Raw genomic sequence first — 14725 nt, forward strand, 5'->3', positions numbered from 1 at the left:
CGGAATTTCGTTCTCTGTTACTCTGCCGCCATGGAACGTAATTCCCTCGCGGCCACCGTGCGGGCCAGGCTCTCCGGGCTGCACGACGCCGAGGCGCGGGTCGCGCAGGTGGTGCTCGACCAGGGCGCCGGGCTCGTCCACCTGAGCGTGAGCGACGTGGCGCGGCTGGCCGGCACGTCGGCGTCCACCGTCGTACGGGCGTGCCGGCGGCTCGGGTTCGGCGGCTACCAGGAGCTGAAGATCGCCTCCGCCCGCGAGACGCCGCGAGCGCCTGAGCCCCAGGACGACCGCGACCCGCTGGCCGCGACCGTGCGGGCGGCGCAGGAGGCGCTCGGCGGGCTGGGCGCCACGCTGTCGCGCGACGACCTGAACGCCGCCGCCGAGGCACTCAGCGGGGCCGCCCGGGTGCTGTTCGCCGCCACCGGCCTGTCGGGAGCGGTCGCCGTCGACGCCGCCTACCGGCTGCGGGCCCTCGGCCTGCCGGTGGACCTGCCGCCCGACCCGCTCACCGCGCACCTGGCCGCCGAGCTGCTGCCGGAGCCGTCGGTCTGCCTGGCGATCAGCCACAGCGGGGCCACCCGCTCCACCGTCGACACCGCCCGCCGCGCCCGCGCCGCCGGGGCGCGGGTCGTGGCGATCACCAGCTACGCCAGCTCGCCGCTGGCCGAGGAGAGCACCTGGGTGCTCGTCGGCGGCGGGCAGGACCTCGTCTTCGGGATGGAGGCGGTCGCCAGCCGCCTGGCCCACCTCACCATCGTCGACACGCTGTCCATGATCGTGCTCGCACTGCGCGGCGGCACGGCCGAGCGGGCGGTGTCGGCCTCCGCCGACGTCACGGCGGACCACAGCTACTGAGAGGGCACAGTGATCAGTCAGACTTTCGACATCGCCGGTGAGCTGCGGGTCAACCGGCTCGGGTACGGCACGGGCATGCTCACCGGGCCCGGCTACTGGGGGCCGCGCCTCGACCCGGACGAGGCCGTCGCCATCCTGCGGCGCGCCGTGGAACGCGGGGTGACGCTCGTCGACACGGCCGACAACTACGGGCCGGACCTGGCCGAAGAGCTGGTGGCGCGGGCGCTGCACCCGTACCCGGACGATCTGGTGGTGGCGACCAAGGGCGGTGTCGTCCGTACGGGCCCCAACGTCTGGCACGTCTCCGGGCGGCCCGAGCGGCTGCGCGCCATGTGCGAGGCGAGCCTGCGCCGGCTCAAGACCGACACCGTCGACCTCTACCAGCTCCACCGGATCGACCCGGACGTGCCGCTGGCCGACCAGCTCGGAACGCTCGCCGAGCTGCGGCAGGAGGGCAAGATCCGGCACATCGGCCTCGACACGGTCACCGTGGAGGAGCTGGAGCGGGCGCTGGGGATCACGGAGATCGCCTCGGTCCAGAACCGCTTCAACCTGCTGGACCGCGAGTCCGCGCCGGTGCTGCGGGCGTGCGAGGAGCGCGGGCTGGCGTTCCTGCCGTGGTTCCCCCTGGGCAACGGCTCGCTGGTCCGCGACGGCCTGCCGGAGACGGCACGGCGGCACGGGGCGAGCGCCGGTCAGGTGGCGCTGGCGTGGCTGCTGCACTACTCGCCCGTCATCCTGCCCACGCCGGGCACCGGGTCGCTCGCCCACCTGGAGGAGAACCTGGACGCGGCCGCCGTCGAGCTCACCCCCGACGACCTGGCCGCCCTGGACACCTTCCTGCCCTAGCGGCGGCGCAGGATCGCCGACCACGCCGCCGCGCAGCCCTGGGCTCGCAGGGTACGGGATGAGCACCCGGTCCTGGACGTTCCCGTACCGGTACAGGACGCCCATCGCATCAAAGACGATCACCTTCACGAAGATCTCCTCCCGCACCGACGCTACTGCGGCGCGGGATGGCCGAGGCGTCGAGCGCGGGCTTGCAGATTTCCATAAGACGCGGCATGAGAAAGGCATGCCCTTTGCGGGGCGGCCCTTCGGGTGCAATGTGGGAAGGAACCTCAAAGTTGCCCAAGACCAGCTGAGAGGAACTCATCATGCGCGCGAACGTCGGTGACCACCTGATCGTCCACGGCAACGTCGTCGGCCACGGAGACCGGATAGGCGAGATCATCGAGACCCGGGGCGAGAACGGCACGCCACCGTTCCTGGTGCGATTCAAGGACGGACACGAGCAACTCGTCTTCCCGGGACCCGACGCGGTGGTCGAGCCGGCCGAGGCCGTCTGACCGCCGTCCTCGAGTTGAGCCGTGCCGACCCACACCACACGAATCCGGCCCCGACCGACCCACAGCCGCACCACGACCAGCAAGCCCAGACGCTTGGCCACCGCCCATCTCAACACACTCGACCGAGCTCAGAGATCACGGCGAAACCGTACTGGACCCGCCGGGAACGTCAGTCCAGGCGGGCGCGCAGGGCCTCGGTGAACCAGCCGAGGGCGGGGCTCAGCGGCTCCGGCGAAGGCCAGCCGTTGATCACCGCCAGCAGTTCGAGGTAGTGGTCCCTGCGTGGGTCGTCCGCCTCCTCCAGTCGGTCCAGCAGCCGCCGCCGGAGGGCGGGGTCGTCCGGGAAGCCGAGGTCGCGGGCGTACGCGGCCACGACCGCCGCCACCACGGAGTCCGCCTCGGGGGCCTCGGGGGCGAGACCCGCTGTGAGGGCCGGGCGGGCGTGGTCGCGGGCCAGTGCGGCGGGGTCGGGGCGCGGGGGCGCGTCGGCCTCGCCTCGTTCGGCCGCGTGCCGGGCGAGGATGCGCCGGACGGCGGCCCGGAAGTCCGGGTCCTGCGCGAGCTCGGCCAGCTCCACCCAGGCCTCCACCTGCTCGGGCGAGGGGTCGTCGGGCAGCTCGGGCGTCATCGAGCGCATGATCCCGGCGAACCCCGGAACGGTGTCCAGGCCGTCGAAGGCGGCCTCCAGGAAGTCGTCGACGAGGCGGCGGCGTTCGTCCTCGGAGAGTCTTGCCAGTTTGTGCATGAGATCCATTTCCTCGGGGCTGGAGCCGCGCCTGGCCACCGCCGTGAGCACCGCGCGCCGCAGCCGGAGCGTGCGGATCTGCACGGCCAGCGCTTCGGCGTGCGCCGCGGCGACCTCGGGGAGCGAGACCTCGTGTGCCACGACCCGCCGGATCGTGGGCAGGTCCACTCCCAGGTCGCGCAGCGTCCGTACGAGCTCCAGGCGTGCGACGGCGTCGAGGTCGTAAAGGCGGTACCCGGTGGGGCTGCGGTCGGTAGGCGGCACGATCCCCCGATCGGAGTAGAACCGGATGGTCTTGACCGTCAGCCCGGTGCGCCGGGCCAGGTCACCGATGGAGTAGAGCGCCATGTCTCCACCTTTCCGCCTCCCCTAGATGGAGACTCAACCGCTTGACAGTGATCCTGAAAATTGGGGTCCCATGTCCAGGTGGGTTTGACTACCTGTGAGGAGGTGTGGTCGCATCGTGACCTATGTTTCTGATGGGATGAATTAGACCGGTCCGGGGGAGAACGTTTCATGCCGCACGCCCTTCTGCGCGTGCTCGCTTCGACGTCCATCGCAAGCGCCACAGTCCTGGTGGCCCTGCCACCGAGTGCCCAGGCCCAGACGCTGGGCCACACCCAGGTGAGGGTCCAGCCCGTGCCCGCCGTGCAGGAGCCGCCGGCCGCCGCGGTCAGCGTTCCCACCCGGCCCTCGCTCGCCGTCAGGCCGGCGGGCACCGGGCGGGTGGGGCCCGACGAGCCCGAGGTGACCACGCCCGCCGGGCCGCGGCTCATCGACGAGGTCACCTCCGAGGCCGCCTCCGTCCAGGAGGAACAGGGCTTCGGCAGGCAGGCGCCCGACGTCCGGAGTGTGCTGCCCGACACGGCGGACGCCGAGCCGCTGACGCTGATCAAGCCGCTGGCGCCGATCCTCAAGGCCTTCGACGGGCTGGGTGGGCTGGGCAAGGTGGTGCCGGGGCTGACGTACCGGCTCTGCGTCCAGAGCGAGGCCGTGCCGGTCTCCTGCTCCATCTCGCAGCCGGTCGCCACACCGGCCGTCGCCGACGTCACCGGCGACGGCCGGCCCGACCTGGCCGCCGACCTCGTGCCGACGGCCAACCCCCTGGAGGGGGCGGCCGGGCTGGGGTTCGCGGTCAAGCGGCTGTCGCAGGGGCAGGTCAAGGCGCTGGTCTGGGCCGAGTACGACGGCAAGGTGTCGGTCGGGTTCGACGGCCTGCGGCACGGCGCGTCGTTGTCGGCCTTCGACTGGGGGACGTTCGGCGTAGACCTGACGGGCAAGCAGGTCAAGGCCAGCGTGAAGCGTACCGATCCCGGGAAGTCCGCGGCCCTGGTCGCGGGGCTGACGGGCCGCAGCGTGGTGAGCCTGCGCCAGACGCCCGCCACCGAGAAGCTCAGCGTGACCGCCGCGCTCGACTCGCCCTCCCTGGACGTCCACGCCTCCGCGCCCGCCAAGCTGGAGGCGCTGGCGGTGAACGGCCGCCAGTTCACCCAGGCCGTGCTCGACCGCATGCCCGCCCGCGCCGCGGTACGGCTGTCGGACGGCGAGGTCCGCTTCACCAGCCCGTCCTCGATCGCCCGCGCCCGGCTGCACAGCTTCACCTACCGTGACGGCAAGCTGGCCAGGGTGCTGAGCGCCCAGGTCAGGAAGGTGCCGCCGACCCTGACCGCCAAGTACGCGGCCGCGGACGGCAAGCAGACCCTGACCGTCGAGTCCGCCAAGGGCCGGGCCGGGGCGGCCTCTCTGCTCTTCTTCGACCGGGCCGCGGACAAGACCGTGCTGAGGACCGAGCTGAGCGACCTGCCGGCCAAGGTGCGCCTGGTCAACGACCTGGCCGAGCACCGCGTCACGCACACGACCAGCTCGCCCATCGGCCGGTTCGCCGTGGTGCTCCAGCGCAACGAGGGCGCCATCTCCAGCCCGCGCGGCGGCCACGTCACCATGATCAAGAAGGGTGACGCGGTGGGGGTGTCGGGGCTGCTTTCGGGGCTGTCCGGGTTCGACGTCACGTACGGGGCCGTGCCGCACGCCCACCTGGAGGTGGGCTCCAGCGGGCGCTCGTTCGTGGGCGCGGCCAGCATCGACGGCACCCACGTGGCCCGCCTGGAGATCTCCAACACGCCCGCCACCGTGGACGTCACCCTCGACCCCGCGGGCCGGAAGGCCGAATACCAGGCCAGCGGCGTGATCCGCAGCATCCGCGCCGCCTATGCGAATCTCGAGACGGGCCCCACCGTCGACGGCACCGTCCTGGGCGTGCGCGACGACGTCAAGGCCTCGTGGGAGCTGGGCGAGCGCTCGACCGTCAAGGTCGCCACGTCCGCCAAGATTGACCAGATCAAGATTTATGCCAATAAAGCGCACGTGACCTCGCCGTCCGGGGAGGACCTGGAGGCGACCGTCGAGGGCGTGCGCAAGAGCGTCGAGCTGGTCGCCGACACGGGCGCCCGGACCCTCACCTGGACCGCGGACGCGCCGGTGGCCAAGGTCTCGGCCCTGGCCAGGGTCAAGCTCGGCGACCGGTACGCCAGGGCCGCCGCCGAGGTGAGCGGCGTGCCGGCCCGCTTCGACGCCTCGTGGGACCCGGCGTCGTACCGTTTCCGCGGCCTGTCCGGGCCGGTCGGGTCGGCGGAGGTGGCGTTCACCAACCACGACGGCGCCAAGGCCCCCACCGGGCCGCACCTGGCGGCGCACTACAGCCAGGCCACCGGCGACCTGGACGCCAGCGTGCTGGTCAAGGGGCTCAAGCAGGTCGGGTTCACCCCCTTGAAAGGCGCAGGGGCGCAGGGGTTCAGCGCGGACTTCCGCTCGGCCCGGCAGAGGCTGGCCGTGGACGCCGACATCACGCAGGGTGACGCCCGCTTCGGCCTGATCGGCACGCTCGGGCCCGTGCCCGGCAGCCTGTCGGTCACCTCCGACGGGGGCAAACTCACCTACGCCGGCTCGCGCCTGGACGTGCGCGCCCGCGCCTGGCTCGGCAAGGCCGGGGCGCTCGACCGCATGCGGGCCGCGCCCGCCGTGCCCGGCGGCGTGTCCCTGGTGGACGGCGGCTGCGCGGCCGGATCCGCGGGCTGCTCCCAGGGGCCGTTCTGCACGCCGGATCGCGGCTGCTTCGGCCTGCAGGGATACCTGGACGTGAGCGGGCTGCCGGACCAGGTGACCGTGGACATGACGGGTAAGACGTTCGCGTTCTCGGGGTTCAGCCCGCGGCGCAAGAGCCTCGGCGTCTATCTCGCCAGCAGCGTCCTGTCACCCGTGCCCGTCAAGGCCAGGGCCACCCTGACCGGGCTGCCCTCCCAGATCACCAGCATGTCGCTGGGGCCGTTCGGCGTGGCGCAGGGCAACGCCGTGCAGGCCGCGTACCGCATCGAGCCCGCCGCCACGCTCGGCGCGCTCGACGTGCAGGCCGAGGCCGGTGACCTGCGCGGGCACGTGTCGATCGACCCCGTGCCGGCCTCGGTGTCCGTCCAGGGCACGTACGGCGCCCAGACCCGCATCCGCGTCAACAACTCCGCGGCCGTCAAGCGCCTGGACGCCAAGGTCACCCTGGCCGGGAAGGGCACCGGCGAGCTGCGCTTCGCGGACGTGCCGGCCTCGTTCGGGGTGGACGCCGACGCCTCGGCCGCCGGGCTGAGCGTGCCGGCGCTCACCTACAAGTCGAACGTCAGCACCCTCGACGGCTACCTCGGCGTGGAGGGCGGCCTCGTGGACCCGCAGGGCAGGCTCGGGGACGTGTCGTTCGCGGTCAAGGACCTGGCCGCCGACACCACGATCCGCATGAACCCCGACCAGTCGCTCGACCTCGTCTCCCGCCCCGTCCCCACGGGCCGCCTGTCGCTGCACGCGGGGCTGCGGATGGACGCGGTCGCGCCGCAGCAGATCTCCGTGAGCAAGGAGGTCCCGTACACGACGGGCTTCCTCACCTACAACGTCGGCGGGAAGTTCGGGTTGCAGGCGAGCGCGGTCAAGGACCTGTCGCTGGACGCGCAGCGCGTGTCGTGGCTGCGCATCCGGCCCGGCAAGGTCCCGTTCGGGCTGAAGGCACCCCCGGCCCTCGGGTACGTCGCGCCCGGCTTCGAGGGCGACTACGGCCAGCTCAAGCTGGCCGCCAAGGGGGTGGACCTGCGGCCCGAGGTCTCCCTGGACGTGCGGCTGAGCAGGGAGGTCGGCAGCGACGTCTTCCGCGACTCGGTGCGGCTGGCCCCCACCGACTCGCTCGCGCTGCGCCGCTACGACCAGCGGATGCGGCGGATCGGCGCCAAGCAGGAGATCAAGGCGGCGGGGATCAGCCTGGCGTGCGTGACGGTGGACGCCAAGCCCGGCTTCGCGGCCGGGAACGGGTCCAGCTCCATCACGCTGCGTGGCGCCGACGGGCCCCAGATGGTGTCGCTGCTGGATCCGGGGGGCCAGGTGCCGGACTACGCGGTGGACCTGCTGACCCACTTCATGAGCCCGTTCCCCGGGGCGGAGTGGAAGGTCGCGGGCACCAAGGCGGGCGGCTGCGACCCCGAGCGTCGCCCGGCCTCCCGCTGACCCGGCCCTGCTGCTCACGGGCCTGCTCGCCCGGCTGACCGCCGCGCCCGGCGCGGCGGTCAGCTCGGGCCGCGGTAGCCGGGCGGCGGGCGCTCGCCCTCGTACGCCTCCACCGGGCGCCCGGACAGGAACGCCCGCAGGACCCCGAGGTACGGCTCGCTCGCATAGGCGTCCGTGGAGGCCTGGTCGTCGAGGTAGGCGAGCGTGGCCGACGGCAGCGCCCGCCGGTAGGCCATGGCCGACGTCCAGGCCTCCTCGTCACACCGGCTCTTGACGATCAGCACGGGGGACTTCGCCTCGGACAGGCTCAACGGGAGCGAGGAAGGCGCAGTCCGCCCGGTCAGGCCGACGTACCCTCCGGATCCGGTCGTGGCGGCGGCCGGGCACGGGTGCGGCTCCCCCTGCCGGACGAGGCCGAGGTAGGCGTCCAGCTCGCGGTCACCCGCGAAGGCGTGCGCGGCGTGCGGGTCCACCCGCAGCAGCGTGGAGACGGCGAGCAGGCGCGGGTCCGGCGAACCGCCCCGCCCGAACATCGCCGCCAGCTCGACCTCGCCGTCCGGCTTCCGCTCCGGCGGCAGCCCGGTGGGGGAGGCCAGGACGGCCTTCGCCACCCGGTCGGGATGCGCGGCCAGGTAGGCGGTGGCGAGCTGCGCGCCGTAGTCGTGGGCGATGAGGTTCAGCCGGTCCGCGCCCACGGTCTGCCTGATGGCCTCCAGGTCCTCCACGTCGCGCGTCAGGCCGTACTCGCGCGGGTCCCGCAGCCGGGCCGAGCGCCCGGCCCCGAGCTGGTCGTAGACGTACACCTGGTAGCCGTCCGCCGTCAGCTTCCTGAAGAAGGCCGAGGAGGCCGCCAGGTCGGCCACGCCGGGCCCGCCGTGCAGGAACACCACGGGGTCGGGGCGCGTGACCCGCTTCGGCGCGAGCCGTACGTACGCCAGCTCCGAGCCCGTCGGCAGCCGCCACTCGCGCTGCCCGGCCACCGGCGCCGGGGGAGCGGAGGGCTGCGGCGGGCGCAGCGTGGCGACACCGACCGGCCACACGACGGCCGCCTCCACCCCGAGGATCACCAACGCCCGCAACCAGCGCCCCCACACGGCCCTCGGCCTGGGCACGCACAGCAGCAGCCCCAGGAAGAACACCGACGCGAAGACCGCCAGCCCCGTCACCGTGAACGTGGTCGCCTCCGCGCCCACCATCGCCATCCCGGCCAAAGTGGCCAGCCCGAGGACCGGTGACAGGGCCAGCACCCCGGCGCCCGCCACCGCCCGTCCGGCCAGCCTGGCGAAAGAAGCCACAAGGGGACGTTAGTGCACGCCACGGGTTTCGGTCAGGTGGATGGGGTTCCGGACGCGGAGTGGGATAGCGCTTACCGGCGGGATGAGGTGAAATATCAGCGTCCCTCTACGAGGCTGGAGATTCCGTGCCACTGTTCGACCTGCCGCTTGAGCAACTCCGCAGCTACCTCCCCGAACGCGACGAGCCCGCGGACTTCGACGCGTTCTGGTCACGCACTCTGGCCGAGGCCAGGGAGTTCGACCTGAGCGCCGAGTACGTCCCGTACGACCTGCCCCTCGCCACCGTCGACGTGTTCGACGTGTCCTTCGCGGGCTGGGGCGGGCACCGGATCAACGGGTGGTTCCTGGTGCCGCGCGGCGTCGAGGGCCCGGTGCCGTGCGTGATGCACTACATCGGCTACAGCGGCGGTCGCGGGTTCGCCAAGGACCACCTGTTCTGGCCGTCGGCCGGGTACGCGGTGTTCGTGATGGAGACGCGCGGCCACGGCGGCGCGAACGCCGGCAGCCCCGGCGCGACCGGGGACCCGCACGGCAGCGCCTCGCCGCAGGCGCCGGGCATGATGACCCGGGGCATCCTCGACCCGGACGACTACTACTACCGGCGCGTCTTCACCGACGCCGTCAGGGCCGTGGACGCGGCCCTCGAGCACCCGGCGGTGGACGCGAGCCGGGTCGTCGTCTCGGGCGGCAGCCAGGGCGGCGGCATCGCGCAGGCCACGGCCGCGCTGCATCCGGCGGTCAAGGCGGCGCTGATCGACGTGCCGTTCCTGACCCACTTCCGGCGGGCGGTCGAGATCACCGGGAGGGACCCGTACCAGGAGCTGGTGCGTTTCCTCTCCACCCGCAGGGACACAGCCGACCAGGTCTTCCGCACGCTGTCGTATTTCGACGGGCTCAACTTCGCCGCCCGCGGCCAGGTGCCCGCGCTCTACTCGGTGGCGCTGATGGACGACGTCTGCCCGCCGTCGACCGTGTTCGCCGGATACAACCACTGGCAGGGCCCGAAGGAGATCTCCGTGTGGCCCTGGAACGGCCACGAGGGCGGCGGCGGCTTCCAGACGGAGGAGCAGCTGCGCTACCTCCACAAGCTCCTCAGCGACGGCTGACGGGCGCGCCCGCCGTGCCGGTGCGGCACGGCGGGCGCCCATGTCACGCCATCTGATCCTTGACCAGGAACGACACGCTTCCCTGGTCGTCGGCTCCGGCGTCCAGTGACTTGTCCTCCAATACGGTGGCCGCCACGGGGTCGAGGTAGACGCGCGCCCCCTCGGCCTCGACGACCTCGTCCGCCGGCTCCGGAGCGGTGGCCAGCGTAAGGGTGAGCGAACTCGCGCCCTCTCCCTGAGACGAGATGCGGATCCCGCTCTGGGCAGGTTCGGGCGCAGTCGAGGTCAGATCGCGGATCGCCTGGGCTGCGTTGGCTGTCAGGGTGAGCACTACGGCTCCTCCTCACGGTCGACGTTCAGGAGTTGCCTGCCCTTCCCCCAACTTTTCAGCTCAACCCTTCTTGGCTGTTTCTTTACTCAGATTTCCTGGAGCTCCCTGTGGAGAATGGGGGCCATGGACTTCGCGGAGCAGAGGCAGGCCATGGTGGCGCACCTGCGGAAACGCCAGGACATCAGCGATCCCGTGGCCGCCGCGCTGCTGGCGGTGCCGCGCCACCTCTTCGTGCCCGGCGTCGACCCCGAGGACGCCTACCGTGACGAGCCCATCGTCACCAAACGTGACGACGCGGGCCGGCCGATCAGCTCGTCCTCGCAGCCCGCGATCATGGCCACGATGCTCGACCAGCTCGGCGTGGAGCCGGGGCACCGGGTGCTGGAGATCGGCGCGGGCACCGGCTACAACGCGGCGCTGCTGGCCCGCCTCGCCGGGCCCGCCGGGCACGTGGTGAGCGTCGACATCGACGAGGACATCGTCGCGCGGGCCGGACGGCACCTGTCCGCCGCCGGGGCGGAGCGGGTGGAGGTGGTGTGCGCGGACGGCGTCCAGGGGTACGCGGAGCGGGTCCCGTACGACCGCGTGATCGCCACGGTCGGCGTGTGGGACCTGGCCCCGGCGTGGCTGGAGCAGCTGGGCGCGGGCGGGCGGCTGGTGGCGCCGCTCGACCTGCGGGGCGTGCAGGTGTCCGTGGCCCTCGAACGTGCCGGTGACCACTGGGCCAGCCGGTCGGTGGCGCCGTGCGGGTTCATGCGGATGCGCGGGGCGTTCGCCGGGCCCGAGGCGATCGTGGTGCTGCGCCAGGATCCCGAGCTCATGCTGAGCCTGCCCGAGTGGCGCGAGATCGGCGACGTGCTGGCCGCGCTCGACGCCGAGCCGGACGAGGTCGCCGTTGACGGGGGCGAGGAGGTGGCGTACGGGCCGGGTGTCACGCTGTGGCTGGCCCTGCGCGACTCCCGGTGCTGCGTCCTGACCGGCAGGCTGGGGCAGGGGTACGGCATGAGCATCGGCCTCGTCGACGGTGACGCCGTCGCGCTGCTCGGAGGGCGGGGCGCGCACGTGGCCCGCGGCCGGGGACCCACCGGCCCCGGTCTGGCGGCCCAGGGCCACGGGCCGGGCGGCGCCGCGCTGGCGGCCGACCTGGCCGGGCACGTGCGGGCGTGGAGCGAGGCGGGCCGCCCGGAGACGGGCGACCTGCGCATCCATGCCTACCCCGGGGCCTATCCCGGGCGCGCCGGCGACGACGGAAAGGGGGCGGTCATCCCGAAGCGCCACACAACCCTGGTGGTCACCTTCAACTGACCGTCCACCCGCCGTCGCGGATGAGGTCGCGGCCGCGCAGCTCGTTCGCCTCGCGCCAGGCCTGCAGGCGCACCGGCGTGATGCGGAAGTAGTGGTAGGACTCGGGCTCCTTGCGCGGGTCGAAGCCCGTCTTCGCCGCGAACGCGTCGCCGACCCCGGCCGGGATCTCGGCTTCGGGGATGGCCTCGGCCGTGCCCTCGACGAGGACGACGTCGCGCACCAGCCCCACGCCCACGCGCAGCCGCCCGGAGGCCAGCAGGTTGCGGGCGGTCCGGCTGGCGCTGACGGTGGAGATCAGCAGGGTCGCGCCGTCCCACAGGAACGACAACGGCACCAGGTACGGCACCCCGCCCTCGTCCGCCGTGGCCACCCAGGCGTCCACGTCGTTCTCGAGCCGGTCGAGGGTGTCCCGCTTGCGCTGGTGGGGCGTGCGGGGATCTGGCTGGGTCATCCGGGCTCCGGTCACATCGGCCTCATGGTCGTCGTCATTATCGTTCGTGCCCGGCTCCGCGCGCCCGGGGGTGGGATGTCGGGTTTTGGGGGAAGGGGTGATTACGTACTGTATTTGAGTCGTATCACAATGTTATAGGAAATGCTCATGCGCACACTGTTGCTGGCCGCCGTGGCCCTCGCCGCTCTCGGGGGCTGTGCCGACGTGCCGACGGACACCGCGGGCCTGGTGTCGCGTACCGACACCCAGCCGTCCGAGCAGGACAAGGCCTGGATGCGGGGCATCCACGAGGCCAACCTGGCCGAGGTCCAGGCGGGGCAGCTCGGGGTGGGCAAGGGGAGCACGGCGCGGATCAAGGCGATCGGCAAGATGCTCGTCGTGGACCACACCAAGCTGGACACGCAGGTGACCAACGCGGCCACGCGGCTCCGCATCCCGCTGCCCATGTCCCCGAGCGCCGACCAGCGCGCCATGCTGGCCGAGCTGCAGGACTCGCCGCGCGACGAGTTCGACCAGGACTTCACGGCCGCCATGATCAACGCGCACCAGCAGACGCTGGCGGCCACGAAGGTCGAGATCTCCCACGGGACCTCGCCGACGGTGGTGGCGCTGGCCAGGACGGCCGAGCCGGCGCTGGTGGCGCACCTGACCGCCTTGCGGCAGTCCGGGGGCGGCCAGCCCACGCAGACACCCACAGAGTCGCCTACTGGGTCGCCTACTGGGTCGCCCACCGAATCGTCCATCGGCACGCCCACGGAGACGATCCCGGGACCGGAGACGCCTCACGGCGAGTAGAGCTCGATCTCGTTGAGCATGCTGCACGTCCGGCCGAGCTCCGGCTCGCAGCCGGAGCTCGGCTCAGTGACGATCTTGATGTGCCGGCCGGTGCGGTCGATCTCCTCGTACCGCATCGCGTAGTCCGTCCGGTCCGTGATCGTGACGACGGGCTCGCCCCAGGAGCGGCCGTCCTCGGAGACGTACACGCGGGCCCCGGCCGGATGGCCCGGGCGCAGGCTGAGGCCGATCCGGGTCAGCGCGTACGGGCGGTCCAGGTGCAGCACGTACCGGCCGCGGCCCCGGGCGACGGCGCTCGACCAGTAGCCGGTGCTGCCGTCGAAGGCCCCGCCGGGACGGCTCCTGGGCCGGCCGGTCCAGCGCATGGTGGTCTCGACGCTCAACCGGCCGCTCCGGCGCATCGCGGCCAGGTCCAGCAGGCCGGGGCCGGGGGGATCGATCGTGAACAGCTGCCGCTTGATCGCGTACCAGCCGTGGTTCTCGAAGCGCCCGTGCGCCGGGCAGGCGGTCTCGTCCAGCAGGCCGTCGCGGCGCACGCCCGGCAGCTTGCAGTTGTCGAACACCTGGATCAGCCGGTGTGGGCCGAGCGCCGCGATCCCGGTGTAGCCGGACGAGCCGTGGACGGGCCAGATGCCGTCGCGGTTGTGGTACGTCACCCGCGGCTCCAGCCACTCATCGCCGAGCCCGTCGGGGGAGACGGCCAACCAGTTGTCCGGGCGCCCGGCGCTGAGCACGAGGACGCCGTCCGGCATCAGCAGCAGCCGGGGCGCCACGCCGCGGACCACGCAGTCCTGCCCCGCGAAGCGCAGCTCGCCGACCGGCGACCAGGTGCGCCCGCCGTCGGTGGAGCGGCTCTGGTGCAGTGTGGAGAACCGGCCGCCGTCGCGGCGCAGCACCGCCAGCAGGCTGCCGTCCATCGTCTGCGCGATGCTCGCCTCGTTGTAGACCAGCCCGTCGGACGGCGGCCCGATCACGCCGCGCCGCTCGAACGTCCGGCCGCCGTCCCGGCTGGCGTACAGCTCGGCCTGGTACATCCCCGTGTCGCGGTACTGGGCGTACATCGTGATCAGGATCGTGCCGTCGGCGAGCTGCACCGGGAGCCCGTGCGTGGCCCCGCCGGGCAGCAGCTCGCCGGGCGTGGTCAGCGCCGCCTCCGAGCGCACCCAGCTCTCCCCGTCCTCCAGCGACGAGGTGGTGAGCACGCCCAGCGTGCCGGTGTGCGGGCCGGTGACCTGCAGGTAGTACTCGGTGGCGAAGTAGCGGCCGTCGAGCAGCTGGATGGGGGCCTCGCGGAGCGGCGTCAGGTTCGCCGGGCCGAACGCGAGCCCGCCGTCGCCGGAGACCGCGACCGAGTTGGTGAGGGTGACGATCTGGTCCACGTTCGTGGTGAAGGTGCTGATCACCTTCTGCCGGGGAGCCCCGCCGGGGCCCACGACGTCGAGGACCGAGACGTTCGGGAAGCCCGCGAAGTCGAGCCGTTCGGACTCCGTCGGCTCACGGTCGACGGGCGGCGGATTGGGATGAATCCAGTCTGGTGAGGAAGCAGTATCGATCAGGTAAGCCTCGCCCGGGATGGACGGCTGGGAGTGATCCGGTAGCTGGCAGTAACCGGCCGCCGCCTGCGTCGCGTCAGGCGGCGCGGGCAGTCCCGCGGCCACCGACAAGGCCACGACCACGGATCTTGGCACCCACACCGGCTCGCTCCCCGCATCTCTCCCGAACTGACCGAACCGTTCGGACTCTAGATGATCCACGCTCCGTAACACCGGATTCACCTGCGGGAAGTCGCGGGTTCACGGCGGCCGCCGATCGGGCGGCGGGGGACCCATGCTGGTTTTGTTAAGTACCAGTTGACAGAAAACCCCTCTCTGACGACGATCGGGACGGCACTATTAAGTGTCAATTTACGTAGGCCGTGGGTCGGGAGGTGGCCCCAGATGAGCATCGAGCCGAGGGCGAG

At 72.4% G+C, this 14725-nt stretch carries 12 protein-coding genes; 7 read left to right on the top strand and 5 right to left on the bottom strand.

The window, feature by feature from the left end:
* Positions 1-30 precede the first annotated feature (30 nt).
* The 3 genes from ACIHFD_RS12250 (at position 31) to ACIHFD_RS12260 (ending at position 2204) form a co-directional block, all read left to right on the top strand.
* Positions 31-855 (top strand): MurR/RpiR family transcriptional regulator, encoded by an 825-nt coding sequence (locus ACIHFD_RS12250; RefSeq protein WP_397366857.1) that lies wholly within the window; start codon positions 31-33, stop codon positions 853-855.
* 9 nt (positions 856-864) lie between these two features.
* A complete protein-coding gene (locus ACIHFD_RS12255) occupies positions 865-1704 on the top strand; it encodes an aldo/keto reductase (RefSeq protein WP_397366858.1) in 840 nt (279 codons plus the stop codon).
* A 308-nt stretch (positions 1705-2012) separates the two neighbouring features.
* A complete protein-coding gene (locus ACIHFD_RS12260; protein ID WP_350727853.1) occupies positions 2013-2204 on the top strand; it encodes a DUF1918 domain-containing protein in 192 nt (63 codons plus the stop codon).
* A 169-nt stretch (positions 2205-2373) separates the two neighbouring features.
* Here the strand turns inward: ACIHFD_RS12260 and ACIHFD_RS12265 are convergent, their stop codons facing one another.
* On the bottom strand, positions 2374-3297 hold the full coding sequence (locus ACIHFD_RS12265) for a MerR family transcriptional regulator (RefSeq protein ID WP_397366859.1): 924 nt from the start codon (positions 3295-3297) through the stop codon (positions 2374-2376).
* A gap of 168 nt (positions 3298-3465) precedes the next feature.
* Here ACIHFD_RS12265 and ACIHFD_RS12270 point away from each other — a divergent pair, with 168 nt between their 5' ends.
* On the top strand, positions 3466-7482 hold the full coding sequence (locus tag ACIHFD_RS12270; protein WP_397366860.1) for a hypothetical protein: 4017 nt from the start codon (positions 3466-3468) through the stop codon (positions 7480-7482).
* Positions 7483-7541: 59 nt separating this feature from the next.
* Here ACIHFD_RS12270 and ACIHFD_RS12275 read toward each other — a convergent pair whose 3' ends face one another.
* Entirely contained in the window at positions 7542-8777 is a 1236-nt protein-coding gene (locus ACIHFD_RS12275; RefSeq protein ID WP_397366861.1) for an alpha/beta hydrolase, read from the bottom strand.
* A gap of 125 nt (positions 8778-8902) precedes the next feature.
* On the opposite strand from ACIHFD_RS12275, the gene ACIHFD_RS12280 reads away from it, so the two are divergent.
* A complete protein-coding gene (locus ACIHFD_RS12280) occupies positions 8903-9883 on the top strand; it encodes an acetylxylan esterase (RefSeq protein ID WP_397366862.1) in 981 nt (326 codons plus the stop codon).
* A gap of 43 nt (positions 9884-9926) precedes the next feature.
* Here ACIHFD_RS12280 and ACIHFD_RS12285 read toward each other — a convergent pair whose 3' ends face one another.
* Positions 9927-10214 (bottom strand): Fe-S cluster assembly protein HesB, encoded by a 288-nt coding sequence (locus tag ACIHFD_RS12285; RefSeq protein WP_350727858.1) that lies wholly within the window; start codon positions 10212-10214, stop codon positions 9927-9929.
* A 123-nt stretch (positions 10215-10337) separates the two neighbouring features.
* Between ACIHFD_RS12285 and fxlM the strand changes: the two genes are divergently transcribed.
* Positions 10338-11519 (top strand): methyltransferase, FxLD system, encoded by a 1182-nt coding sequence (gene fxlM / locus ACIHFD_RS12290; RefSeq protein WP_397366863.1) that lies wholly within the window; start codon positions 10338-10340, stop codon positions 11517-11519.
* Here the strand turns inward: fxlM and ACIHFD_RS12295 are convergent.
* Complete coding sequence (locus ACIHFD_RS12295; RefSeq protein WP_397366864.1) at positions 11512-11970, bottom strand: pyridoxamine 5'-phosphate oxidase family protein; 459 nt, start codon at positions 11968-11970, stop codon at positions 11512-11514. The genes fxlM and ACIHFD_RS12295 overlap by 8 nt on opposite strands.
* A gap of 147 nt (positions 11971-12117) precedes the next feature.
* Here ACIHFD_RS12295 and ACIHFD_RS12300 point away from each other — a divergent pair, with 147 nt between their 5' ends.
* On the top strand, positions 12118-12765 hold the full coding sequence (locus tag ACIHFD_RS12300) for a DUF4142 domain-containing protein (RefSeq protein WP_397366865.1): 648 nt from the start codon (positions 12118-12120) through the stop codon (positions 12763-12765).
* Here ACIHFD_RS12300 and ACIHFD_RS12305 read toward each other — a convergent pair.
* Positions 12753-14459 carry an exo-alpha-sialidase gene (locus ACIHFD_RS12305; RefSeq protein WP_397366866.1) on the bottom strand — a complete coding sequence of 569 codons (1707 nt, stop codon included), beginning with the start codon at positions 14457-14459 and terminating at the stop codon, positions 12753-12755. The genes ACIHFD_RS12300 and ACIHFD_RS12305 overlap by 13 nt on opposite strands.
* Positions 14460-14725: the final 266 nt, after the last annotated feature.

The sequence above is a fragment of the Nonomuraea sp. NPDC051941 genome (assembly GCF_044593615.1).

Coding starts and splice junctions, on each gene's coding strand:
- ACIHFD_RS12250 (WP_397366857.1), top strand. CDS start 31: ATGGAACGTAATTCCCTCGCGGCCACCGTGCGGGCCAGGCTCTCCGGG.
- ACIHFD_RS12260 (WP_350727853.1), top strand. CDS start 2,013: ATGCGCGCGAACGTCGGTGACCACCTGATCGTCCACGGCAACGTCGTC.
- ACIHFD_RS12265 (WP_397366859.1), bottom strand. CDS start 3,297: ATGGCGCTCTACTCCATCGGTGACCTGGCCCGGCGCACCGGGCTGACG.
- ACIHFD_RS12270 (WP_397366860.1), top strand. CDS start 3,466: ATGCCGCACGCCCTTCTGCGCGTGCTCGCTTCGACGTCCATCGCAAGC.
- fxlM (WP_397366863.1), top strand. CDS start 10,338: ATGGACTTCGCGGAGCAGAGGCAGGCCATGGTGGCGCACCTGCGGAAA.
- ACIHFD_RS12295 (WP_397366864.1), bottom strand. CDS start 11,970: ATGACCCAGCCAGATCCCCGCACGCCCCACCAGCGCAAGCGGGACACC.
- ACIHFD_RS12300 (WP_397366865.1), top strand. CDS start 12,118: ATGCGCACACTGTTGCTGGCCGCCGTGGCCCTCGCCGCTCTCGGGGGC.